Source organism: Caulobacter sp. GW821-FHT11E11 (genome assembly GCF_058808315.1).
The window spans coordinates 428,806-452,238 of record NZ_JBXARO010000005.1 but is presented as its reverse complement, the minus strand read 5'-3'; the positions used below and the strand labels follow the sequence as shown (position 1 = coordinate 452,238).

14 protein-coding genes and 1 pseudogene are annotated in these 23,433 nt (G+C 66.2%); 7 read left to right on the top strand and 8 right to left on the bottom strand.

Annotation, left to right across the window (positions count from 1 at the left end; genetic code table 11):
* Positions 1–35: 35 nt before the first annotated feature.
* The 5 genes from AC1RR5_RS15350 to AC1RR5_RS15330 form a co-directional block, all read right to left on the bottom strand.
* Positions 36–764 carry a FadR/GntR family transcriptional regulator gene (locus tag AC1RR5_RS15350; RefSeq protein ID WP_492922574.1) on the bottom strand — a complete coding sequence of 243 codons (729 nt, stop codon included), beginning with the start codon at positions 762–764 and terminating at the stop codon, positions 36–38.
* Positions 765–959: 195 nt separating this feature from the next.
* Entirely contained in the window at positions 960–2,525 is a 1,566-nt protein-coding gene (locus tag AC1RR5_RS15345; protein ID WP_492922572.1) for a sodium/sugar symporter, read from the bottom strand.
* Positions 2,526–2,578: 53 nt separating this feature from the next.
* Entirely contained in the window at positions 2,579–3,193 is a 615-nt protein-coding gene (locus AC1RR5_RS15340) for a 2-dehydro-3-deoxy-6-phosphogalactonate aldolase (protein WP_492922570.1), read from the bottom strand.
* Positions 3,194–3,198: 5 nt separating this feature from the next.
* Positions 3,199–4,110 (bottom strand): 2-dehydro-3-deoxygalactonokinase, encoded by a 912-nt coding sequence (locus AC1RR5_RS15335; protein WP_492922568.1) that lies wholly within the window; start codon positions 4,108–4,110, stop codon positions 3,199–3,201.
* The gene (locus tag AC1RR5_RS15330; protein WP_492922566.1) at positions 4,111–5,847 is read right to left on the bottom strand and encodes an IlvD/Edd family dehydratase; all 1,737 of its coding nucleotides are present in this window, start codon (positions 5,845–5,847) and stop codon (positions 4,111–4,113) included.
* A gap of 316 nt (positions 5,848–6,163) precedes the next feature.
* On the opposite strand from AC1RR5_RS15330, the gene AC1RR5_RS15325 reads away from it, so the two are divergent.
* The 4 genes and pseudogenes from AC1RR5_RS15325 to AC1RR5_RS15310 all read left to right on the top strand — a co-directional run bounded on the left by AC1RR5_RS15325 (position 6,164) and on the right by AC1RR5_RS15310 (position 15,601).
* Entirely contained in the window at positions 6,164–9,085 is a 2,922-nt protein-coding gene (locus tag AC1RR5_RS15325; RefSeq protein ID WP_492922564.1) for a TonB-dependent receptor, read from the top strand.
* Positions 9,086–9,147: 62 nt separating this feature from the next.
* Positions 9,148–10,659 carry a tryptophan halogenase family protein gene (locus AC1RR5_RS15320; RefSeq protein WP_492922562.1) on the top strand — a complete coding sequence of 504 codons (1,512 nt, stop codon included), beginning with the start codon at positions 9,148–9,150 and terminating at the stop codon, positions 10,657–10,659.
* 466 nt (positions 10,660–11,125) lie between these two features.
* On the top strand, positions 11,126–12,754 hold the full coding sequence (locus tag AC1RR5_RS15315; protein ID WP_492922560.1) for a GH35 family beta-galactosidase: 1,629 nt from the start codon (positions 11,126–11,128) through the stop codon (positions 12,752–12,754).
* Positions 12,655–15,601: pseudogene (locus AC1RR5_RS15310) on the top strand (TIM-barrel domain-containing protein). Before AC1RR5_RS15315 ends, AC1RR5_RS15310 begins: the two are co-directional and overlap by 100 nt.
* Before the next feature lie 17 nt (positions 15,602–15,618).
* Here AC1RR5_RS15310 and AC1RR5_RS15305 read toward each other — a convergent pair.
* Positions 15,619–16,518, bottom strand: a complete 900-nt coding sequence (locus tag AC1RR5_RS15305) for a LysR family transcriptional regulator (RefSeq protein WP_492922558.1) — start codon at positions 16,516–16,518, stop codon at positions 15,619–15,621.
* Positions 16,519–16,655: 137 nt separating this feature from the next.
* On the opposite strand from AC1RR5_RS15305, the gene wrbA reads away from it, so the two are divergent.
* The 3 genes from wrbA to AC1RR5_RS15290 all read left to right on the top strand — a co-directional run bounded on the left by wrbA (position 16,656) and on the right by AC1RR5_RS15290 (position 19,693).
* Positions 16,656–17,255, top strand: coding sequence for an NAD(P)H:quinone oxidoreductase (gene wrbA, locus AC1RR5_RS15300; protein WP_492922556.1), 600 nt, complete (start codon positions 16,656–16,658; stop codon positions 17,253–17,255).
* A 503-nt stretch (positions 17,256–17,758) separates the two neighbouring features.
* On the top strand, positions 17,759–18,583 hold the full coding sequence (locus AC1RR5_RS15295; protein WP_492922554.1) for a flagellin: 825 nt from the start codon (positions 17,759–17,761) through the stop codon (positions 18,581–18,583).
* A 282-nt stretch (positions 18,584–18,865) separates the two neighbouring features.
* Positions 18,866–19,693, top strand: a complete 828-nt coding sequence (locus AC1RR5_RS15290; protein ID WP_492922552.1) for a flagellin — start codon at positions 18,866–18,868, stop codon at positions 19,691–19,693.
* A gap of 80 nt (positions 19,694–19,773) precedes the next feature.
* Here the strand turns inward: AC1RR5_RS15290 and AC1RR5_RS15285 are convergent, their stop codons facing one another.
* Together AC1RR5_RS15285 and AC1RR5_RS15280 are read right to left on the bottom strand one after the other, a co-directional pair.
* A complete protein-coding gene (locus tag AC1RR5_RS15285; protein ID WP_492922550.1) occupies positions 19,774–21,357 on the bottom strand; it encodes an alpha-L-fucosidase in 1,584 nt (527 codons plus the stop codon).
* A complete protein-coding gene (locus AC1RR5_RS15280; RefSeq protein ID WP_492922548.1) occupies positions 21,357–23,330 on the bottom strand; it encodes a glycoside hydrolase family 97 protein in 1,974 nt (657 codons plus the stop codon). Before AC1RR5_RS15280 ends, AC1RR5_RS15285 begins: the two co-directional genes overlap by 1 nt.
* Between the last annotated feature and the right edge of the window lie 103 nt (positions 23,331–23,433).

The following is a 23,433-nucleotide window of genomic DNA, read 5'->3' as shown; positions in this document are numbered from 1 at the left end:
TTGTCAACTATCGCCCGAAAAGCAAGCCTCGGATGTCAGGCCTCGCGCCGGGCCGCTTCGCTTTCGGTGGCCGGCGAGGCCGCGCGGATCAGCTCCAGCACGTCGACGATGATCTCGCGCATGGCCGCCGAGGCCTTGTCGGCGTCGCGGGCGATGATCGCCTCGGCCACGTCCTCGTGCGAGGGGATCGAGGCGGTGCGGCCCTTGATGCGGTTGGTGAAGCGGATCGAGATGCGCAGGGCCGTGTTCACCAGTTCGTGCAGCTCGCGATAGAACGGGTTCTTGGTCGCGCTGAGAATGGCGATGTGGAAGGCGATGTCGGCGGTGAGGGGATCATCCTCGCCCGAGGCGGCGGCCTTCATGCGGCGCAGGCCCTTGCGGATCTCCTCCAGCCCCGCCTCGTCGGCGTTGCGGGCGGCCAGGGCAGCGGCGGCGGGCTCGATGCCCAGCCGCATCTCGGTAAAGTCGGCCAGCAGGCGCAGGCTGAACTTGCGCTCCAGCAGCCAGCGCAGCACGTCTGGATCGAGCATGTTCCACTCGGCTTCCGGCTCGACCACGGTGCCGTGGCGCGGGCGGGCGCTGAGCAGGCCCTTGGCGGTCAGCATCTTGACCGCCTCGCGGGTGACGGTGCGGCTGGCGCCGAACTGCTTGGAGAGTTCGCCCTCGGTCGGGAAGCCCACCTCGACGTATTCGCCGGTGACGATGGCCTGACCAAGTTGCTCGACCAGACCGTACGTCAAACTCAGGCCGGGCTGGGTGCGCATCGGCGGATCTTCTTTCCTGCGGCGGCGACGGAGACGCTATCGCTGCTGTCTAACTTGATTTGCTCCGCTCGCGAATGGAGCGGTTCAGCTGAATACAGCCGCGCCGGGAGCGTTCGGCAAGAGCGTTCAGGTCGGAGGTCTGACCAAAACGAAAAAATGGGCGACCGAGAACCTCGCTCGGCCGCCCAATTGGTCTCACCACCAGGTGGAATAGAGCGCGATTAGGATCAGGATCACCCCGACCCCGGCGATGTTGAAGCCGGTCGAGGTCTTGTAGCTGATCCCTTCCAGGGTCACGACGCTGACCTCTTTCTTCTGCGGCGCGACCAGCGAGACCAGCACGGCCCCGGCCAGCGACAGCAGGAAGACGACGCTCACGCGGTTCATGAACGGCATGGTGTAGATCGCCTGCTCCTGGAGGTACCAGAACAGGCCCGACAGCACGGCCGAGCCGATGGCGGCGGTCAGGGCGCCGGCGGTGGTCGCCTTCTTCCAGAACATGCCCAGGATGAAGATCACCACGATGCCCGGCGTGAAGAAGCCGGTGAACTCCTGGATGAACTGGAAGGCCTGCTCGGCGCCGCCCAGCAGCGGCTTGGCGGTCAGGACGCCGATGATCACCGCGACCACGGCGGTCAGGCGACCGACCGTGACCAGGTGCTTCTCGCTCGTCCCCGGGCGGGCCTTGGCGTAGACGTCCAGGGTGAAGATGGTGGCGATCGAATTGATCTTCGCCGCCAGCGACGCGACGATCGCCGCCACCAGCGCCGCGAACACCAGGCCCAGCAGGCCCGGCGGCAGCAGCTTCATCATCTCCGGATAGGCCTGGTCGGGCTTGATGCCTTGCGGGGCCAAGACGAGGGCGGCGATGCCCGGCAGCACCACGATCACCGGCATCAAGAGCTTCAGATAGGCCGCCATGGCGATGCCCTTCTGGGCTTCCTTCAGGTCCTTGGCGCCGAGGGCGCGCTGGATGATGTACTGGTTGAAGCCCCAATAGCTGATGTTCATGATCCACAGGCCGCCGACCAGCACCGCGATGCCGGGCAGGTCCTTGTAGTGCGGGTTGTCCTTCGAGAGGATCATGTCGAACTTCTCGGGGAACTGGGTCGTCAGGTGGTGGAAGCCGGCCAGCACGTCGCCATTGCCGATCTTGCCCAGCGACAGCCAGGCGATGATCAGGCCGCCGGTGACCAGCAGGGCCACCTGGACGATGTCGGTCAGGGCCACGGCCTTCAGCCCGCCCCAGATCTGATAGGCCAGGGCGAAGGCGCCGATGGCGGCCAGGGCCCACATCTGGTCCAGGCCGGTGACGGTGTGGATGGCGATCGAGCCCAGCCACAGGATCGAGGTCAGGTTCACGAAGACGTACAGCCCCAGCCAGAACACGGCCATCAGGGTCCGCACGCTGGGGCCGTACCGCTGCTCCAGGAACTGCGGCATGGTGTAGACGCCGTTCTTCAGGAACACCGGCAGGAAGAACTTCCCGACGATCAGCAGGGTCAGGGCGGCCATCCACTCATAGGAGGCGATGGCCAGGCCGATGGCGTAGCCCGAGCCGCTCATGCCGATGATCTGCTCGGCCGAGATGTTGGCGGCGATCAGCGAGGCGCCGATCGCCCACCAGGGCAGGGCCTTGCCGGCCAGGAAGTAGTCGGTCGAGTCCTTCTGGTGACCGCTCTTCTCGCGGCTGACCCATTGGGCCAGGCCGAAGATGGCGACCGCGTAGATCGCCAGGATCACGAAATCGATGGTCTGCACGGTGTTCCTCCCCCGAGGGACTGTTGTTCTTGTTGGGACTAGGCCTGGGTGGACTAGGTTTGAGCGTTCCAGGCCGCGACCAGGGCCGTGGCCCGTTCGCCGACCTCCTGGGCGGTGTAGCCCGGCCGATAGAGCTCGCCGCCGACGCCGATGCCGGCCACGCCGGCCGCCTTCCAGACGTCGAGATTGGCCGCGCCGACGCCGCCGACGGCGTAGACGGCGATGTTCTTGGGCAGCACGTCCTTGATCGCCTTGATGTGGCCTGGACTGAACGAACCGGCCGGGAACAGCTTCAGGGCTTTGGCGCCCGCCTTCACGGCGGCGAAGGCCTCTGACGGCGTGGCGAAACCGGGCATGGCGGTCAGACCCAGGGCGACTGCGCGGGCGATGACTTCCGGGTCGGTGTTGGGCGTGACGATCAGCTTGCCGCCGACGCCGGCGACGTCGTCGACGGCTTGGGCTGAGAGCACGGTGCCGGCGCCGCAGAGCGCCTGATCACCAAAGGCGTCGCACAGCTTGCCGATGCTCTCCAGCGGATCGGGCGAGTTCAGCGGCACCTCGATGCCCTTGATCCCGGCGGCCACCAGGGCGGCGGCGATGTCGAGGATCTCGGTCGGCTTCACGCCGCGCAGGATGGCCACGATGGGGGGCGGAGCGGCGTTGGTCATAAGCTTTACCCTTGAACTCTGGAGATCGCCGAAAGCCCGGCGAGGACGGCCGCGTCGCCATCGACGACGGCCGCTTGGACCCCGATCTTGGCGAGGGCCTGGACGTAGAGGTCGCTGAGACTGCCCGCGCCGATCACGGTCACGGCGTCCATCGGCCCGAACCAATCTCGCGCGGCGGCGACGTCGGCGGCGACCAGCAGGCCCGACAGGTAACCCATGGCGTCGGCGGGGGTCATGCCGTCCAGCAACTGGCGACTGCGGGTCTCGAACATCAGGTGGGGCAGGCGCTGGGCGCCGTGCTCGGCGATGCGGGCCAGGCCCAGGGCGAAACCCTCAGCCGAGCCTTCGGCCTGTGAGCCGCCGCCGGCCGCCAGGGTCGAGTGCTGCTTGAGCAGCGCGAAGGTCTCGCCGACCGGAGCGGTGACGAAGCCCATGATCTTGCCGGCCTCGACCACGGTCCACTTGTTGTGGGTGCCGGGCAAAACGAGCAGGTGGCGGCCGGCGCGCAGGGCGCCGTCTAGCGCCAGGGCGCCGAAGACTTGCGTCTCCTCGCCGCGCATCACGTCGGGACCGCCCAGCGGGTTGGCGCAGGACAGGCCCGGAACCAGGGTCACCGGCAGGCCGTCGGCCTCGAACCGCAGAGCCTTCTCGGCGACCTCGGTCGGACCAGCCGGGCAGGCGGCGTAGGGCGCCTCCTTCCAGCCGATGCGCGAGCCGACCATGCCGCACATCAGGGCGCCGGCGGGGTTGGCCTCACGCCAGTCGCCGACCAGGTCGAGGAAGGTCTTTTCCGGCGTGTCGGTCAGGGCCGAGACGCCCGGGCCATCGCGGCGGTGGATCACGCTCTTGCCCTGGCGCAGCCAGAGCCTCAGGCGCGAGGTGCCCCAGTCGCCGACGATGACGATGTCCTGGTCCATCTAGTGGCTCTCGCGGGTGACGACCGAGCCCGAGGCCCCGACCAGGAAGTCGAGGTCCGCGCCCTGGTCGGCCTGCAGCACGTGGTCGACATAAAGCTTGGCGTAGCCGCGCGTGTACTTGGCCGGCGGCGGATCGGCGCGCCAGGCGGCCAGGCGGCTTTCCAGCTCGGCGTCGCTGATGGCCAGGCGGAGCGAGCGGGCAGGGCCGTCGAAGACGATCTCGTCGCCATTGCGCACCACGGCCAGCGGGCCGCCGGCGTCGGACTCGGGCGAGACATGCAGGATCACCGCGCCATAGGCGGTGCCGCTCATCCGGGCGTCGCTGATCCGCAGCATGTCCTTGACGCCCTTTTCCAGCAGCTTGCGAGGCAGCGGCATGTTGCCGACCTCGGGCATGCCCGGATAGCCCTTGGGACCACAGCCCTTCAAGACCAGGATCGAGGTGGCGTCGACATCCAGGTCCGGATCGTCAATGCGGGCGCGGAAGTCCTCGATGGTCTCGAACACCACGGCCTTGCCGCGATGGCTGAGCAGTTCGGGGCTGGCGGCGCTGGGCTTCATCACCGCGCCGCCGGGGGCCAGGTTGCCGCGCAGCACCCAGATGCCGCTGTCGGGCTTCACCGGATCGGTCATCGTGCGGATGACCTCGGCGTTGAACACCTCGGCGCTCTCATACTGGGCGCCGATGCGATGGCCGGCCACGGTCGGGGCGGTCGGATCGAGCACCGGCTCCAGCTGCTTCATCACCGCCGGCAGGCCGCCGGCATAGTGCAGGTCCTCCATCAGGAACCGGCCCGACGGCTGCAGGTCGACCAGCAGCGGCACGTCGCGCGACAGGTGGTCGAAGTCTTCCAGGTCCAGCTTCACGCCCAGGCGCCCGGCCAAGGCCAAGAGGTGGACGACGGCGTTGGTCGAGCCGCCGATCGCGGCGTGGACACGCAGGGCGTTCTCGAACGCCGCGCGGGTGGCGACCTTGGACAGGGTGCGGTCTTCCTTGACCATCCGCACGATGGTGCGGCCGGTCTCATGCGACAGGGCGCGACGGCGGGCGTCCACGGCCGGGATGCTGGCGTTGTAGGGCAGGGAGAGCCCCATGGCCTCGATGATCGCGGCCATGGTCGAGGCCGTGCCCATGGTCATGCAGGTGCCCGGCGAACGGCTCATGCCGCTCTCGGCCGACATGAAGTCCGCCAGGGTCATCTCACCCGCGCGGACGGCCTCGGAGAACTTCCAGACGTCGGTGCCCGAGCCGATGTCCTTGCCGCGGAACTTGCCGTTCAGCATCGGACCGGACGAAACGACGATGGTGGGCAGGTCGACGCTGGCCGCGCCCATCAACTGGCCCGGCGTGGTCTTGTCGCAGCCGCCCAGCAGCACGACGCCGTCGATCGGATTGCCCCGGATCGACTCCTCGACCTCCATGGCCAGCAGGTTGCGGAACAGCATGGCCGTCGGCCGCATCTGGGTCTCGCCCAGCGACATGGCCGGGAATTCCAACGGCAGGCCGCCGGCCTCCCAGACGCCGCGCTTCACGTGCTCGGCGATCTCGCGCAGGTGGGCGTTGCAGGGGGTGATCTCGGACCAGGTGTTGCAGATGCCAATCACCGGCCGGCCGTCGAACACGTCGTCGGGCAGACCCTGGCTCTTCATCCACGATCGGTGGATGAACCCGTCCCGATCCAGCTTGCCGTACGTGCCAGCGCTGCGCAGGCGCTTGCCCGCGTTTCCGTCGCTCATATCCGTCCCTAACGCCGGCCCCGAGGGCCCGTCCTCATCGCTGATCTCGGCATTTATAATATAATAATGATCAGGGCAATCGGTGACCAGGCTGGAAGCGTTTCCACACGCCCAAGTCGATTTACGCCCGTCGTCCAAGGGGTGTTGCGGAAAAACAGCGTTTCACCTGCGAAATGATAGCGCTATCAATTTCGTCTTGAAGGTCGTAATTATACGATTATAGCTACCGATATGGAGCGAGCGGCGCCTAGGCCGCACGTCACCGGACGCTCAAGAACGTGTCGGGACGGCTCCCAACAGGGGAAGGGAACCGCGCATGCAGCGCCTCGATTCGTCTCACCGCAAACTCATGCTGGCCGGCGCTTCCGCGCTGGTCCTGTGCGCCGCCGCGCCTGCGGCGTTCGCCCAGACGGCGCCGGCCAAGGACGACACGGTCGAAGAGATCGTCGTCACCGGCCAACGCGCCGCCATCCAGTCGGCCCAGAAGATCAAGCAGAACGCCGAGCAGCTGGTCGACTCGATCACCTCGACAGACATCGGCGCCCTGCCGGACCGCTCGGTCACCGAAGCCCTGCAGCGCGTCGCCGGCGTCACCATCGGCCGCACCTCGGACGGCCGCGACGCCGACCGCCTGTCGGTCGAAGGGTCTGGCGTGCAGGTGCGCGGCCTGTCGTGGGTGCGCGGCGAACTGAACGGCCGCGACAGCTTCTCGGCCAAGAGCGGCCGCTCGCTGTCGTTCGAGGACATCCCCCCCGAGCTGATGGCCGGCGTGGACGTCTACAAGAACCCCTCGGCCGACATCGTCGAAGGCGGCGTGGGCGGCACGGTCAACCTGCGCACGCGCCTGCCGTTCGACAGCGCCAAGCGCATCATCGCCTATTCGCTGGACGGCTCGTACGGCGACCTGGCCAAGAAGTGGAAGCCCAGCGGCTCGATCCTCTATAGCGACCGCTTCCAGACCGGCATCGGCGAGGTCGGTTTCCTGATCGACCTGTCGGACTCCAAGCTCAAGAGCCGCACCGACACCATCTCGGTCGACCCCTATTTCGTCCGCACCGACCTCGTCCCCGGCAAGACGGTCTATGTCCCCGGCGGCTTCGGCTATCGCAGCCTGGACTTCGACCGCGAGCGCAAGGGCATCGACGCCGCCCTGCAATGGCGCCCGAACGACCAGTGGGAGGCGACGCTGCAGTTCCTGCGCTCGTCGGCCCTGATGGCCTCGTCCGAGCACGCCGTCGGCTTCAACCCGGGCTCGACCAACGGTCCGGCCGCCGGCACCACCTTCACCTATGACGGCGCCGGTCACTTCACCAAGGGCACCCTGGCCCAGTCGCCGGGCGGGACCAGCCTGGGCTCGTCGACCATCGACACCCGCTATGCCGAGCGCAGCTCGGTGACCTCGGACTACTCCCTGAACCTGAAGTACAATCCCAACGACAAGTGGTCGTTCAGCGGCGACGTCCAGTACATCTACGCCAAGACCAAGACGGTCGACACGACGGCCTTCAACGCGCTGAGCGGTGACGCGGCCCCGGCCAGCCTGGACGTGACGGGCAGCCTGCCGGTCATCACCATGAACAACAACACCGCCTACACCTCGAACCCGGCCAGCTACTACCTGCAGGCCGTGATGGACCACCACGACCGCAACGAGGGCAGCGAGCTGGCCACGCGGTTCGACGGCGGCTACGAGTTCGACGAGGGCGGCTGGCTGAAGTCGCTGAAGTTCGGCGTTCGCAGCACCTACCGCCAGAGCACCACCCGCGAGACCGCCTATCGCTGGGACACGGTGGCGCCCAGCTGGTCGGCGCCGTCGATCGACCAGCTGGCCCCGTACCAGGGCCACTACAGCCTCTATCCGTTCGACAACTACTTCCGCGGCACGGTGAACCTGCCGGCGACCTTCGTCATGCCGAACGGCGAGTTCGTCCACGACTACGCCAGCTTCGCCAAGACGATCGAGCAGATCGCCATCGCGGGCGGCGGCGGCTGGCGTCCGTTCACCGGCGACTTCGAAAGCCAGGCTCCGAACGGCGGCAAGGGCAGCACCAACCACCAGAAGGAAAAGACCCTGGCGGGCTACGCCATGCTGCGCTTCGGCCACGACGTCGCGATCGGCGGCGAAGAGCGTGAGCTGGACGGCAATATCGGCGTCCGCGTCGTCAAGACCGAGACCACCAGCCAGGGGATCCAGGTCTTCAACGCCAATACCCAGACCACCGTCCCGGCGGCGGACCTGGCGTTCGCCAACGGCGCGAAGAGCGCCTTCGTCGGCGGTCGCGACTACGTCAACGTCCTGCCCAGCCTGAACGTGCGCCTGAAGGTGACGCCGGAAATGTTCCTGCGCTTCGCCGCCGCCAAGGCGGTGGTGCGTCCGGACTTCGCCCAGCTGCAGCCGAACTACTCGATCAGCGCCACCAACGGTTTCATCACCGGCGGGGCCTGCTCCAACACCATCCCTGGCGGCGCCCAGGCCAACTGCGTGTTCCAGTACACGGCCAACGCCGGCAACCCGAACCTGAAGCCGATCCGCTCCACCCAGTACGACCTGGCCTGGGAGTGGTACTTCGCCCCGACCGGCAGCGTGACGGCGACGGTGTTCTACAAGGACATCTACAACTTCATCACCAACGGCGCGCAGCCGGTCACCTTCACCAACAACGGGGTGACCCGCACGGTCCAGGTGGTTCAGCCGTACAATGCCGGCAAGGGCTCGATCAAAGGCTTCGAGGTCGCCTACCAGCAGTACTACGACTTCCTGCCGGGCCTGCTGAAGGGCCTCGGCGTGCAGGCCAACTTCACCTATGTCGACAGCAAGGGCGCGCGCAACGCCGCGTCCAACCCCTACGACAACAGCCAGCTGACCAACATCACCACCCACGGCGAGGAGCTGCCGCTCGAGGGCCTGTCGAAGACCAGCTACAACGTCGCGGCCCTGTACGACCTGGGCAAGGTGTCGGCCCGCCTGGCCTACAACTGGCGTGAGCGCTACCTGCTGACGACCACGGCGGCGAACATCAACATCCCCGCCTGGTACGACGACTACGGCCAACTGGACGGCTCGGTGTTCTACACCATCAACGACAAGCTGAAGGTCGGCTTCCAGGCCGTGAACCTGACCAACACCAAGACCAAGATCCTGGTCAGCTATCCGGGCCGCCTGGAAGAGGGCCTGACCAAGCACAACTGGGTCGTGGCCGACCGCCGCTACTCGGTCGTGCTGCGCGGGACGTTCTAGGTCACTGTCATCCCGGCTTGGCGTGCTGCGCGCTTGGCCGGGATGACGGGCTTGGTTGAGAGATGACGATGTATCGCAAGTTCGTGGTGGTCGGCGGCGGCACGGCCGGCTGGATCGCCGCGGCGACCCTGATCCAGGCCATGAAGGGCCGGGTCGGCGAGGTCGAGCTGATCGAGTCCGAGGAGATCGGCACGGTCGGCGTCGGCGAGGCCACCATCCCGCCGATCCAGTTCCTGAACGGCCTGCTGGGCATCGACGAGATCGACTTCATCAAGCAGACCCAGGCGACGTTCAAGCTGGGCATCCAGTTCCGCGACTGGGGCCGGCTGGGCGCGGAGTACTTCCACCCCTTCGGCCCCTATGGCCAGTCGATCGAGGGTGTCGGTTTCCATCACTACTGGCTGCGGCTGAAGGCCAATGGCGAGGGCGGTGAGCTCGACAGCTACGCCCTGGCCACGGTCGCGGCCAAGGCCGGCAAGTTCGCCCTGCCGCCCAAGGACCTGCCGCCGGGCGTGCCGGGCCTGGGCTATGCCTATCACTTCGACGCCGCCCTCTATGCCAAGTACCTGCGGGCCTATTCCGAGGCGCGCGGCGTCAAGCGCACCGAGGGCAGGATCGCCAAGGTCGAGCAGGACCCCGAAAGCGGCTTCGTCACGGGCCTGACGCTGACGGACGGCCGCCGGGTCGAGGGCGACTTCTTCGTCGACTGTTCGGGTTTCCGGGGGCTGCTGATCGAGCAGGCGCTGGAGGCCGGCTTCGAGGACTGGTCGCACTGGCTGCCCTGCGACCGCGCGCTGGCAGTCCCCTGCGAGAACGCCTATCCGCTGACCCCCTACACCCGCTCGACCGCGCGCGAGGCCGGCTGGCAGTGGCGGATCCCGCTGCAGCATCGCACCGGCAACGGCTACGTCTATTGCAGCAGCCACATCAGCGACGACGCGGCCGCCGACACCCTGCTGGCCAATCTCGACGGCAAGGCCCAGGCCGATCCGCGCCCGCTGCGCTTCACCGCCGGTCGCCGCAAGAAGAGCTGGAGCAGGAACGTCGTCGCCCTGGGCCTGGCGGGCGGCTTCATGGAGCCGCTGGAGTCGACCAGCATCCACCTGGTGCAGACCGGCGCCATGCGGCTGCTGTCGCTGCTGCCGATCGGCGGCTACGACCCGGCGGCCGAGGTCGAGTACAATCGGCTGACAGAGATCGAATACGAGCAGATCCGCGACTTCATCATCCTGCACTACAAGGCCACCGAGCGGGACGATGCGGAGCTGTGGCGCTACTGCCGAGACATGGCCGTCCCCGACAGCCTGGCTCACAAGCTCGAACTCTTCCAGAACCGCGCCAAGATCGCCCGTTTCGACGAGCAGCTGTTCGCTGAGCCCAGTTGGCTGGCGGTGTTCCTGGGGCAGGGGATTGAGCCCCACGACTACGACCGTTTGGCCGACGTGCCGGCCTATGACGATGTGGTCCGGGCGGTGCGCGGGATTGGGCAAACCAACGCCGGAATCGTGGCGCGGCTGCCCACTCACGACGCGTTTATCGCGGCGGCGTGTCGGGCGGATCCGATCGCGATGTAGAGGTGATGTTTCGCCAAACCCACCCCATCCGCTCGTCCCCGCGAAAGCGGGGACCCAAGCCGAGTTCGCGGGTTGGATCTCGGCCGCGCCAAGTCTTGAAAGGCAGCTTGGGTCCCCGCTTTCGCGGGGATGAGCGGTGTTGGGTTTTGTCGAGAAAACAAACGCTCAAACGACATGACAACGCTATCAAAACTGCTTGTTGGTGTGAATTATACGACTATAGTCTGACTAGCTTCGGCGGCGTGGCGAGGGCCTTTTGGTTCTCGGCCTTGCCTCGCGCGGCAGCCTCTCCCCGAGGTCGCGCGACGTCTTATCCCGCGCATCGTCTCCTGCGGCGGTGCGCGGATTTTTTTGACTGAGAAGACCGTTCAACCGGACTTGTCACGGCCCTTCGCCAAGGCAATCGTCCGACAATAAAATTGATAGCGCTAACACCGATTTGGCGCTCGCGTACGGAGGAGGCGGGATGGGACTTTCACGCGTCATAACGACCTTCGGAATGGTCTCGACTCTAGCTCTGGCCAGCAGCGCCATTGCTGCCGATCGCGACATCCCTCGCCTGGTCGAGAAGGATGGTCGCCACGCCCTGATGGTCGACGGCGCGCCGTTCCTGATCCTGGGCGCCCAGGTCAACAACTCGTCCGCCTGGCCCTCGCAGATGCCCAAGGTCTGGCCGGCCGTCGCCAAGATGGGCGCCAATACCGTCCAGGTCCCGATCGCCTGGGAGCAGATCGAGCCCGTCGAGGGCAAGTTCGACTTCTCGTATCTCGACCTGCTGCTCAAGCAGGCCCGCGAGCATGATGTGCGCCTGGTGCTGCTCTGGTTCGGCACCTGGAAGAACAGCTCGCCGTCCTACGCCCCCGAGTGGGTCAAGCTGGACGACAAGCGCTTCCCGCGCCTGAAGAAGGAGGACGGCGAGCGCTCGTACTCCATGTCGCCGCTGGCCCAGTCGACGCTGGACGCCGACCGCAAGGCCTTCGTCGCCCTGATGACCCACCTGAAGGCCAAGGACAGCGCCGAGCGCACCGTCATCATGGTCCAGGTCGAGAACGAGACCGGCACCTACGGCACGGTCCGCGACTTCGGCCCCGCCGCCCAGAAGGTGTTCGACGGCCCCGCGCCCGCCGCCCTCGTGAAGGCCGTCGGCGCAAAGCCCGGCACGTGGAGCCAAGCGTTCGGCAAGGACGCTGACGAGTATTTCCACGCCTGGCACATCGGTCGTTTCGTCGACCAGGTCACGGCGGCCGGCAAGGCCGTCTATCCGCTGCCGATGTACGTCAACGCGGCCCTGCGCGACCCGATCAAGCCGGGCGAGCCCAAGAGCTATTCGGCCGGCGGTCCGACCGACAACGTCATCGGCGTCTGGAAGGCCGCAGCGCCCTCGGTCGACCTGATCGCGCCCGACATCTACATGAAGGAGTCGGTCAAGTATTCGGCCGCCCTGGCCCACTACAAGCGACCCGGCAACGCCCTGTTCGTGGCCGAGACTGGCAACGATCCGGTCTATGCCCGCTACGTCTTCGACACCCTGGGCCGCCAGGGTATCGGCTTCTCGCCGTTCGGCATGGACTACACCGGCTACGCCAACTACCCGCTCGGCGCGGCCAAGATGGACGACGCCACGCTGGAGGCCTTCGCCGCCAACTACCGCCTGCTGGGCGGCATGGCGCGCGAGTGGGCCAAGCTGTCGTTCGAGGGCAAGGTGTTCGGTGGCTCCGAGCCCGACGACCGCAGCCCCCAGACGACCACGATGGGCGCCTGGACCGTCACCCTGCGCTACGGCAAGTGGCAGTTCGGGGCGTCCGACTGGGCCTGGCTCAAGGACCGTCCGCCCGGCCCGCAAGGTCCCGATGGCGGCGGCGTCGTCGCCCAGCTCAGCCCCGACGAGTTCCTGGTCACCGGCCGCAACGTCCGCTTCGAGTTCGGCCGGGCGCTGAAGGACAACAAACCGATGCTGCTGGCCCGCGTGGAAGAGGGTCACTTCGAGAACGGCCAATGGGTCTTCGACCGCCTGTGGAACGGCGACCAGACCGACTACGGCCTCAACTTCACCGGCGGCGCGCAGATCCTGCGCGTCAAGCTCGCCACCTACTGACGGAAGCTCGCCATGCGTATTCTTGCTCTCTCCGCCTTCAGCCTCGCGCTCATGGCCTCCACCTCGGCCCTGGCCCTCGACGGCGGCTTCGAGAAGACCGCCGACGGCGTCATCGTCACCCCCGCCTCGGGCCCGGCCAAGAAGGTCCGTCTGCAGGTGATGAGCGATCGCGCCATCCGCGTCACCGCCTCGCCGACCGACACGATCGACGCGCCGCAGAGCCTGATGGTCATCGCGCAACCCAAGACCAGCGGCTTCACGGTCACCGAGGCCGGCGGCAAGGTCGTGCTGAAGGCCGGCAAGGCCACCGCCGAGGTGACGCTGAAGGACGGCCAGGTCTCGTTCAAGGACGCGGCGGGCAAGACCGTCCTGGCCGAGCAGCCACGCCAGGCGTTCAAGCCGCACACAATCGACGGCAAGGGCTTCTACGCCATCAGCCAGCGATTCAATCCGTCTACGGATGAAGGCTTCTACGGGCTGGGCCAGCACCAGAACGGCCAGATGAACTACAACGGCCAGGACGTCGAACTGGCCCAATATAATCGCGACATCGCCATCCCGTTCGTGCTGTCGACGAAGAACTACGGCGTCCTGTGGGACAACAACGGCATCACCCGTTTCGGCGACCCCAGCCCCTACGCCCTGGCCTCGCGCGACCTGCAGATTACCGACGCCAACGGCAAGCCGGGCGGCTTCACCGCCAAGTACTACGTCAAGGGCGAGCTGAAGCTGACCCGGACCGAGAAGGACATCGACTACCAGCACCTGGACGACCTGCCCAACTGGCCGGCCGAGCTGCAGACGGCGGACAAGAAGCCGGTCAAGGGCGCGACCGTGGTCTGGGAAGGCTTCGTCGAGCCCAAGGCGAGCGGCGTCCAGAAGTTCAAGCTGTACTCGTCGAGTTACGCCAAGATCTGGGTCGACGGTCAGCTGAAGATCGACCGCTGGCGGCAGAACTGGAACCCGTGGTTCCACAATTTCACCGTCCCGATGAAAGCCGGCACGAAGCACAAGGTGCGGGTCGAGTGGGATCCCAACGACGGCTATGTCGCCCTGCTGCACAACGACCCGATCCCGGTCGCGCAGCAGAAGTCGCTGACCCTGACGTCGGAAGTCGCCCACACGATCGACTACTACTTCGTGGCCGGCGACAATCTGGACCAGGTCGTATCCGGCTATCGCGAGCTGACCGGCAAGGCCCAGGCCCTGCCGCGCTGGTCGTACGGCTTCTGGCAGAGCCGCCAGCGCTACAACACCCAGGACGAGCTGGTCGGGGTGGTCAAGGAGTACCGCAAGCGCCAGGTCCCGCTCGACAACATCGTCCTCGACTGGCGCTATTGGAAGGACGACAGCTGGGGCAGCCACAAGTTCGACGAAACGCGCTTCCCCGACCCGAAGAAGATGCTGAAGGACGTTCACGACGAGAACGCCCACTTCATGATCTCGATCTGGCCGAAGTTCTATCCGACCACCGACAACTACAAGGAGCTCGACGCCAAGGGCTTCATGTACCATCGCAACGTCGAGCAGGGCGCGCTGGACTGGGTGGGGCCGGGCTATCTGAACTCGTTCTACGACCCCTATACGCAGGAAGCGCGCGACATCTATTGGCGCCAGGTCAAGAAGAACCTGGGCGGCATCGGCATCGACGCCTGGTGGATGGACAGCGACGAGCCGGACATGCACTCCAACCTCGACATCCCCGAGCGCACCCTGCGCATGGGGCCGACCGCCAAGGGGCCGGGCGCGGAGTTCTTCAACTCGTATCCGCTGCTGCACACCCAGGCGGTGTTCGACGGCGAGCATGAGCGGAACCCGGACAAGCGCTCGTACATCTTCTCGCGCTCGGGCTTCGGCGGCATCCAGCGCCAGGGCGTGGCCCTGTGGAGCGGCGACGTCGTGGCCCGCTGGGACGACTTCAAGGACCAGATCTCGGCCGGCGTGAACCTGTCGATGTCGGGCATCCCCAACTGGACCACCGACATCGGCGGGTTCTCGGTCGAGGATCGCTACATCGCCAAGGAGGCCAAGCACTGGCCTGAGTGGCAGGAACTGAACCTGCGCTGGTTCCAGTTCGGCGCCTTTTCGCCCCTGTTCCGCAGCCACGGCGAGGAGCCCTTCCGCGAGATCTGGAACCTCGCCGACGAGGGGACCGAGGTCTATAAGAGCCTCGTCTGGTACGACGAGCTGCGCTACCGGCTGATGCCCTACACCCTGACCCTGGCGGGCGAGACCTATCACCGCGACGGCAGCATCATGCGCGGCCTGGTGATGGACTTCCCGAACGACCTGAAGGCCCGGGACGTCAATGACGAGTACCTGTACGGCTCGGCGTTCCTGGTCGCCCCGGTGACGGAGTTCAAGGCGCGCTCGCGCTCGGTGTACCTGCCGGCAGGGACCACCTGGTACGACTTCGAGACGGGCAAGGCCCACGCTGGCGGCCAGTCGATCAAGGCCGACGCGCCGCTGGGCCGCATGCCGCTGTTCGTGAAGGCCGGCGCGATCGTGCCGACCGCCGAGGTCCAGCAATATGTCGGCGAGAAGCCTGACCTGCCGATCACCCTGGTCATCTACACGGGCAAGGACGGCAAGTACGAGCTCTACGAGGACGACGGCCTGACCATGGCCTACCAGCGCGGGGCCTACAGCCGGATCCCGATCAGCTACGACAACGCGTCGGGCCGGGTCGTGATCGGTGCCCGCTCGGGCAAGTTCGACGGCATGGTCGGCAAGCGGACCTTCAAGGTCCGGTTCATCGGGGCGGGCGCCAAGCCGACGGACTTCGCCGCGGCGGCCGATGCGACGGTGGAGTATGCCGGTGACACGGTGGTGGTGACGCGGAAGTAAGAAGCAGGGGGCAGGCGCTAGTTCGCCTGCCCCCTGAACCGCTCGATCAGAAACGCCGTCGCCGGTCCCGGCGGCGTGTCGCTGCGATGGATGGCGTGCAGGGTATAGTGCGCCTCGACCACCTCGGCCATTTCCAGTCGCACCAGCCGGCCGGCCGCGATGTCCTCACTTACCATCGGCTCGGGCATGTTGCCCCAGCCCAGGCCCTCCTTCAGCAGGATGTGCTTGGCGCCCAGGTCGGCCAGACGCCACGTATGGGCGCTGGCGACGGCGAAGTCGCGGCCGTCGGTCAGCCTGGAGCGGTCGGTCAAGACGAGCTGGGTGTGGTCGCGGCCCGCGCCCGGCGCGTTGCGGCCCTGGGCCAGCGGATGGCCCGGCGCGGCGACGGGGATCAGCAGGGTGGCCCCGACCGCGATATAGTCCAGCTCGTCGCCGCCATTGACGACGTCCAGCGGCCCGGCCACGCCCAGGGTGGCGCGGCGGTCCAGCACCATCTGGGTCACGGCCCCCAGGCCCTCGACATGCAGGCGCAGGGTCACGGTCGGGAAGGCCTCGCGGAAGGCCCGCAGGGCGTCGACCACGCGCGCCGTCGGCAGCATGACGTCCAAAACCAGATGCACCTCGGCTTCGAGGCCCTGCAGCAGCCCCTTGGCCTGAGCCCTCAGGGCGGCGATGTCGCCGGCGATCACCCGGGCCCGCGCCAGCATCGCCTTGCCGGCCTCGGTCAGCACCGGGGTCTTGGCGGTGGTCCGGTCGAACAGGGCCAGGCCCAATTGGGCTTCCAGATTGGCGATCGCGTAGCTGATCACGGAATTGGCCCGGTTCAGCCGGCGCGCCGCCGCCGCGAAGCCGCCAGCCTCGACGATGGTCAGGAACACGGTCAGCTGGTCCAGGGTCGGCGTGCCGGGCTCGTTCATCGCCAATCTCTATCGTTCGAAAATATCGAACGTAGTAGACGATTTTATTCGGATATCGCGCAAGCCCAAGCGGCGCCAAAACCCACGCCAACGACGAGGACATGACGTCCCCGCCATAAGCATCAAGGCAAGCCGTCATGGCCAAGGTTCTGGTTCTCTACTATTCGTCCTACGGTCACCTGGAAACGATGGCCAAGGCTGTCGCCGAGGGCGCGCGCGAAGCCGGCGCGACCGTCGACATCAAGCGCGTGCCGGAAACCGTGCCGCTCGAGATCGCCAAGGGCGCTCACTTCAAGCTCGATCAAGACGCTCCGGTCGCGGCCGTGGAAGACCTGGCCAACTACGACGCCATCATCGTCGGCGCCCCGACCCGCTTTGGCCGCATGGCCTCGCAGGTCGCGGCCTTCTTCGACCAGGCCGGCGGCCTGTGGGCCCGCGGCGCGCTGCACGGCAAGGTGGCCGGCGCCTTCACCTCGACGGCGACCCAGCACGGCGGTCAGGAAACCACGCTGTTCTCGATCATCACCAACCTGCTGCACTTCGGCACGACGATCGTGGGTCTGGACTATGGCCACGCCGGCCAGATGACCCTCGACGAAGTCACCGGCGGCAGCCCGTACGGCGCGACCACCATCGCCGGCGGCGACGGTTCGCGTCAGCCCAGCGCCAACGAGCTGGACGGCGCCCGCTATCAGGGCCGCCGCATCGCCGAGACCGCGATCAAGCTGCACGGCTGATTTCGGTGAGTTTGTAACCGGTCGCCCATCCCCCACCGGCGACCGGCAGTAGAGGCCGGCTGGCTCCTTCCCCTCCCTCTCTCTTGAGAAGGAATGGGAGCCGGTCGGCCTTTCCTTCGTTCAACCTGAAAAGCAGGAGTCTCTCCCATGCGCCGTCGCAGCAGCCTTCTTGGCGATCTCTGGAAAGGGTTCGTCTTCGTGATCACCATCCGGGCGATCGCCAAACACTATCGTTCGCCCCGCCTCTACCTGGCCGATCGCTGACCTCCGGCAGGTCGCTCTATACCTTGAGGTGTACCCAAGTTGAGTTGAGGTTGTGCCATTTTGATACAGGTATAGAATTGATCTTCATTTAATAATTAACAAAATAATCCGGAATCTTAATTGTAAGATACTGAAATCTCAACGAACGCTTAGTCCTATTGTGTGAGGATGCACGTGAGCAAAACGCTCACCGGCCGTCAAAACGACGCCGGAACACCTCGAATAGGAGATGTTTCGTTATGGCGCTGAACAGCATCAACACGAACAGCGGGGCCATGATCGCCCTGCAAAACCTGAACACCACGAACAACGAGCTGCAAGTCACCCAACAGCGCATCAACACCGGCAAGAAGGTGGGCAGCGCCAAGGACAACGGCGCCATCTGGGCCATGGCCAAGAACCAGTCGGCCACCGCTTCGTCGATGAACGCCGTCAAGGACTCGCTGCAACGGGGTCAATCGACCATCGACGTGGCCCTGGCCGCCGGTGACACCATCACCGACCTGCTCGGCAAGATGAAGGAAAAGGCCCTGGCCGCTTCCGACACCTCGCTGAACACCTCGTCGTTCAACGCCCTGGTGTCGGACTTCAACTCGCTGAAAGAGCAGATCTCGAAGGCCGCTTCGAACGCCAAGTTCAACGGCATCAGCATCGCCGACGGCAAGACCAACAACCTGATGTTCCTGGCCAACACCGACGGTTCGACCTTCACGGTCAAGGCGCAGTCGCTGACCCTGGACGGCCTGGGCCTGGGCACCTCGGTCCCGACGTTCAGCACCGCGGCCGGCGCCAAGTCGATGATCGCCAAGATCGACAGCGCCATCGGCACCGCCACCAACAAGCTGGCCTCGCTGGGCACGGCCTCGACCGGTCTGGACACCCACCTGACCTTCGTCGGCAAGCTGCAAGACAGCCTGGAAGCCGGCGTTGGCAACCTGGTGGACGCCGACCTGGCCAAGGAAAGCGCCAAGCTGCAATCGCTGCAGACCAAGCAGCAGTTGGGCATCCAGGCGCTGTCGATCGCGAACCAATCCAGTTCGTCGATCCTCAGCCTGTTCCGCTAAGGCTGACTTCGACGATCTTGGTCGTCGAGAGGGGCGGGCCTTCGGGCCCGCCCTTTTTCTATGGCTACAATGTTGGTGAAGTAGAATGAGTCTAATCGGACTCACGTTTGAGTCTGATCAGACTCACCGTTAAAAGTACTTAACAGGTTGTTTGGGTTGTTAAGAAAGTAACTACAACTCATAAAGGGTATTGAAAGGTCAGCGTCATAGTGTCGCGGTGGGTAAAACGCCCACCGGCCGTCAAAACGACGCCGGAACACCTCGAATAGGAGATGTTTCGTTATGGCGCTGAACAGCATCAACACGAACAGCGGGGCCATGATCGCCCTGCAAAACCTGAACTCGACCAATGCCGAGCTGCAGACCGTCCAGCAGCGCATCAACACCGGCAAGAAGGTGGGCAGCGCCAAGGACAACGGCGCGATCTGGGCCATGGCCAAGAACCAGTCGGCCACCGCTTCGTCGCTGAACGCGGTCAAGGACTCGCTGCAACGCGGGCAATCGACCATCGACGTGGCCCTGGCCGCTGGCGACACGATCACCGACCTGCTCGGCAAGATGAAGGAAAAGGCCCTGGCCGCTTCCGACACCTCGCTGAACACCTCGTCGTTCAACGCCCTGGTGTCGGACTTCGACTCGCTGCGCGTGCAGGTCGAGAAGGCCGCCACGAACGCCAAGTTCAACGGCATCAGCATCGCCGACGGCAAGACCACCAACCTGATGTTCCTGGCCAACACCGACGGCTCGACCTTCACGGTCCAGGCGCAGTCGCTGACCCTGGCGGGTCTGGGCCTGGGCGTGACCGCGGTCCCGACCTTCACCAACGCCAGCGCGGCCAAGACGATGATCACCACCATCGACAAGGCCATCGGCACCGCCACCAACAAGCTGGCCTCGCTGGGCACGGCTTCGACGGGTCTCGACACCCACCTGACCTTCGTTGGCAAGCTGCAGGACAGCCTGGACGCCGGCGTCGGCAACCTGGTGGACGCCGACCTGGCCAAGGAAAGCGCCAAGCTGCAATCGCTGCAGACCAAGCAGCAGTTGGGCATCCAGGCGCTGTCGATCGCGAACCAGTCGTCGTCGTCGATCCTGAGCCTGTTCCGCTAAGCCAAGAACACCGCGCGGCCGCGTAAAAGGTCGCCTGGAAAGACTGGGGCGAGCCGCGAGGCTCGCCCTTTTTCGTGGCTTCAGGTCAGGCCCGGCCCCTCGATCTTTAGCGCCGGGGTGAACGCCGGCCGCCGCTGCGGCAGGTCCACGACCAGCCCGCCGGCCTCGCGGCGGAAGGGCAGGGGATCGACGCCGCCCAGCAGGGTGACGCGGCGCACCTCGCCCGGCGCATTGGCCAGGCTCTCGATCTTCAGGCTTCCCTCGGGCCAGGCCATCGGCAGGACGTAGAGCGCCCCGGCCTTGGTGGTGAAGCGGATGTCGGCGGCCTCGAACGGCTTGGCGCCGCCCTCGTTCTGCATGCCCTCGACCAGCTTGGTCGGACCCTCGCCGAATACGCGCCAGGGGCGGGTGGCGTAGATCGCCTCGCCATTGACCGCGATCCAACCGGCCATGTCGGCCAGGACCTTCTCTTCCTTGTCGTCGATCGAGCCGTCGCCGCGCTGGGGAATCGACAGCAGCAGGCAGCCGTTCTTGCTGACCACGTCGATCAGCCGCTGGATGACGTCGCGGCCCGACTTGTAGCCGCCGCGTTCGTATAGCGGCCGGCTGTAGTGCCAGTCGCCGATGCAGGTGTCGGTCTGCCAGGGCTCGGGCCGCAGCCGGTCGGAGAAGCCGCGCTCGACATCCTCGACGATGGCCCGGCGTTGCAGCGGCGACAGTTTCTTGCCCGTCACCACCACGTTCCCGCCGTGGCGGTTGTAGTAGTGCGCCGTGGCGTCCAGCCCCGCCTGGCCCAGCGGCAGGCCGTAATTGTCGAAATAGACCAGGTCTGGCCGGTAGCGGTCGACGAGATCGTTCTGGCGATCCAGCCAGTTCTTCACGAAGCCCGGATTGTTCGGCGGCGGGGTCTCGATCCACTCGCCGTCATGGGCGTCGTGCCAGGCGTTGGCGGCCTTGATTGTGTCGATCCCGTCGGGGATGACCATGTTCCGGCCGGTATACAGGTCCTGCGGATCCAGCCCCTGCCACCACTGGCCCCGGCCGCCGGCCTTGGTCAGGTTGAAGGCGTCGTAACGCTGGCCCTGGCGCGGCCCCTCCGCGTCGTAGCCATAGGCCGTCTGCCACCAGTGCCAGGCGTGGGCGCCGTGGTTGGACACCCCGAACTTCAAGCCGTGGGCCCGCGCGACCTTGGCCCAGGTCCCGACGATGTCGCGCCGGGGCCCCACCCGCGTGGTGTTCCAGGCGTGGTGGCGGCTGTCGAACATGTCGAGATTGTCGTGGTGGTTGGCCATCGACATGAAGTATTTCGCGCCCGCCGCGACGTACTTCTTCATCAGGTCCTGCGGATCCCAGCGGTCGGCCTTCCAGCGCGGGATGAACTGCATGAAGCCGAAGTCGGCCGGGTGGCCATAGGTCTTGAGGTGGTGCTCGTAGACCTTGTTGCCCTGCTGGTACATCTGGCGGCCGTACCAGTCGCCGAACTCGGGCACGCACTGCGGCCCCCAGTGCGACCAGATGCCGAGCTTGGCGTCGCGGAACCACTCCGGGACCTGGTAGCCCGCCGCCAGCGAGTCCCAGGACGGCTGGAAGCGCTGGGCGGCGAGGGCGGGGCTGGCGGCGAGGGCGGCGCCCGTGGCCAGCATGTCGCGTCGGGTGAAGGTCATCAGCGCACCAGGCTCAGATGGATGACGCCGCCGCCGCTGGGGGCGAGGCCTAAGGACAGGGTTTGCTTGGCGGTGACGCTCTGGCTGCGAGTCTTCAGCGCCGTCGGCTCCGCGCCATCCTCCCGGATCTCGGCCTTGAAGCCGCCGTTCCCCAGGAAACCCAGCGGGACCTTCACCGTCCGGCCGGTCTCGTTGGTCATCGCCCCGACCCACCAGTCGGTCCCCTTACGACGGGCGATGACGATGGACTGGCCGATCTCGCCAGACAGCACGCGGGTCTCGTCCCAGCTGGTCGGCACGGCGCTGATGAAGTCCAGGCCTGCGGGCGAGGCGGCGTAGGTGATCGGGCTATCCGACACCATGGTCAGCGGGCTGTCGAACACGACATACATCGCCAGCGCCTGGCCGCGCGTGGTCTGCACCGTCGGCAGCAGGAACTGGTCCTTGAAGGCAGCCGGCGCCACGTTCCGGAAGCCGCCGGGCGTGTAGTCCATCGGCCCGACCAGCATGCGCGTGAAGGGCAGGGTGACGTTGTGGGTCGCCGTCACGCGCGAGCTCCACTTGTTGTACTCCGCGCCCAGCACGCCCTCTTGGGTGACGTAGTGCGGATAGGTGCGGACCAGCCCCGTTGGACGATAGGCGCCGTGCAGGTCGACCATCAGCTTGTGCTGGCCGGCCTTCTCCAGCAGGCGGTGGTAGTAGTCGACGATCTGCTGGTCGTCGCGGTCCATGAAGTCGACCTTGATCCCCTTGACGCCCCAAGCCTCGTAGGCCGCCAGGGCTTCGTCCATCTGGGCGTCCAGCGCCTTCCAGTGGACCCACAGCATGATGCCGACGCCCTTGGCGCGGCCGTAGGCGATCAGGTCCTGGATATTGATGTCAGGGATAGCCTTGGTGACGTCCGTGCCCGGAAGAACCTTCGGCGCCTGGCCCGAGCCGGCGTACCAGCCGTCGTCGATCAGCATGTACTCCAGCTTGTTGGCGGCCGCGAAGTCGATGAAGCCCTTCATCGTGGCGTCGTTCATGCCTTCTGCGCCGGCGACCTTGGAGCCGTTCCACCAGTCCCAGGCGGCCTTGCCGGGCTTGATCCAGGAGGTGTCGGTCAAGGCGGTCGGCGGGTTGAGGCTGGTCATCAGGTTCGACGAGACGAGGTCGCCCGGCGTGTCGCCGACCATCACCACGCGCCAGGACGAGACTGTGTCGGTCCCGATCCGCGTGGTCACGGCCGTGGAGGGATCGTCGAGGCGCGGCGACAGCTTGGCTTGCAGGCCCGGGCCGCCGTCCTCGCGGCCGGTCAGGTAGAGGCCGGCCCAGTCCTTCAGGTCGGCTTCGGCCAGCGCGAAGGCTGCCGTCTTCGTCTGGCAGACCACCGGCAGCTCATACAGCGCCGAGGCCCGGAAGCTCTTGGCCGAGATCGGATCGTACTCGCCCTCGTGCGAGGTGCCGAAGCGTCCCAGGTTCAGCGCCCAGCAGCGGTCGTCACCGGCGATCTCGAACTTGGTCTCTTCGCCGCGCACCGCCACGCCGGCCAGATTCGGCTGGTCGGGCAGCACGTAGCGGAAGGCGACGCCGTCGTCATAGGCGCGGGCGACCACTTTCAGCCGCCGCTGCAAGCCGGTCGTTTCGAGAAATTCTACGGTCGTCTCGGTGTAGCGATCCCGCACCGTCCGTGTCTTGCCGACCACCAGCTCATAGGTTTCGTCGACCTTGCGGGTGCTGGCCGAGGCGATCTTGACGTTCCGCGACAGCAGCCCGCCCCTGTCCAGAACCAGGCCTAGGGGCGAGGGTGCGATCAGGGTCTGGCCCTTGAACTTCAACGAGAAATTGGCCTGACCGTTTTGGTCCGAGATGCGAATTTCTGTCTGGCCACTTGGCGAGGCGACGACCTGTTCGGCGGCCTCTGCTGATCCTGCGGCAGCGCCTGCCAGGGTCACGGCTGTTAGCGCTGTCAAAAAGTAGGCCGACGTCTTCATTAGGAGTTCCCAACCCGATCTTCTTCTGTCTATTTGTCATACAAACTAGGCGGCCTATGGATCGGCGTCCAGGGGTATGACAACGTTGTCCCAGCCGTACTTG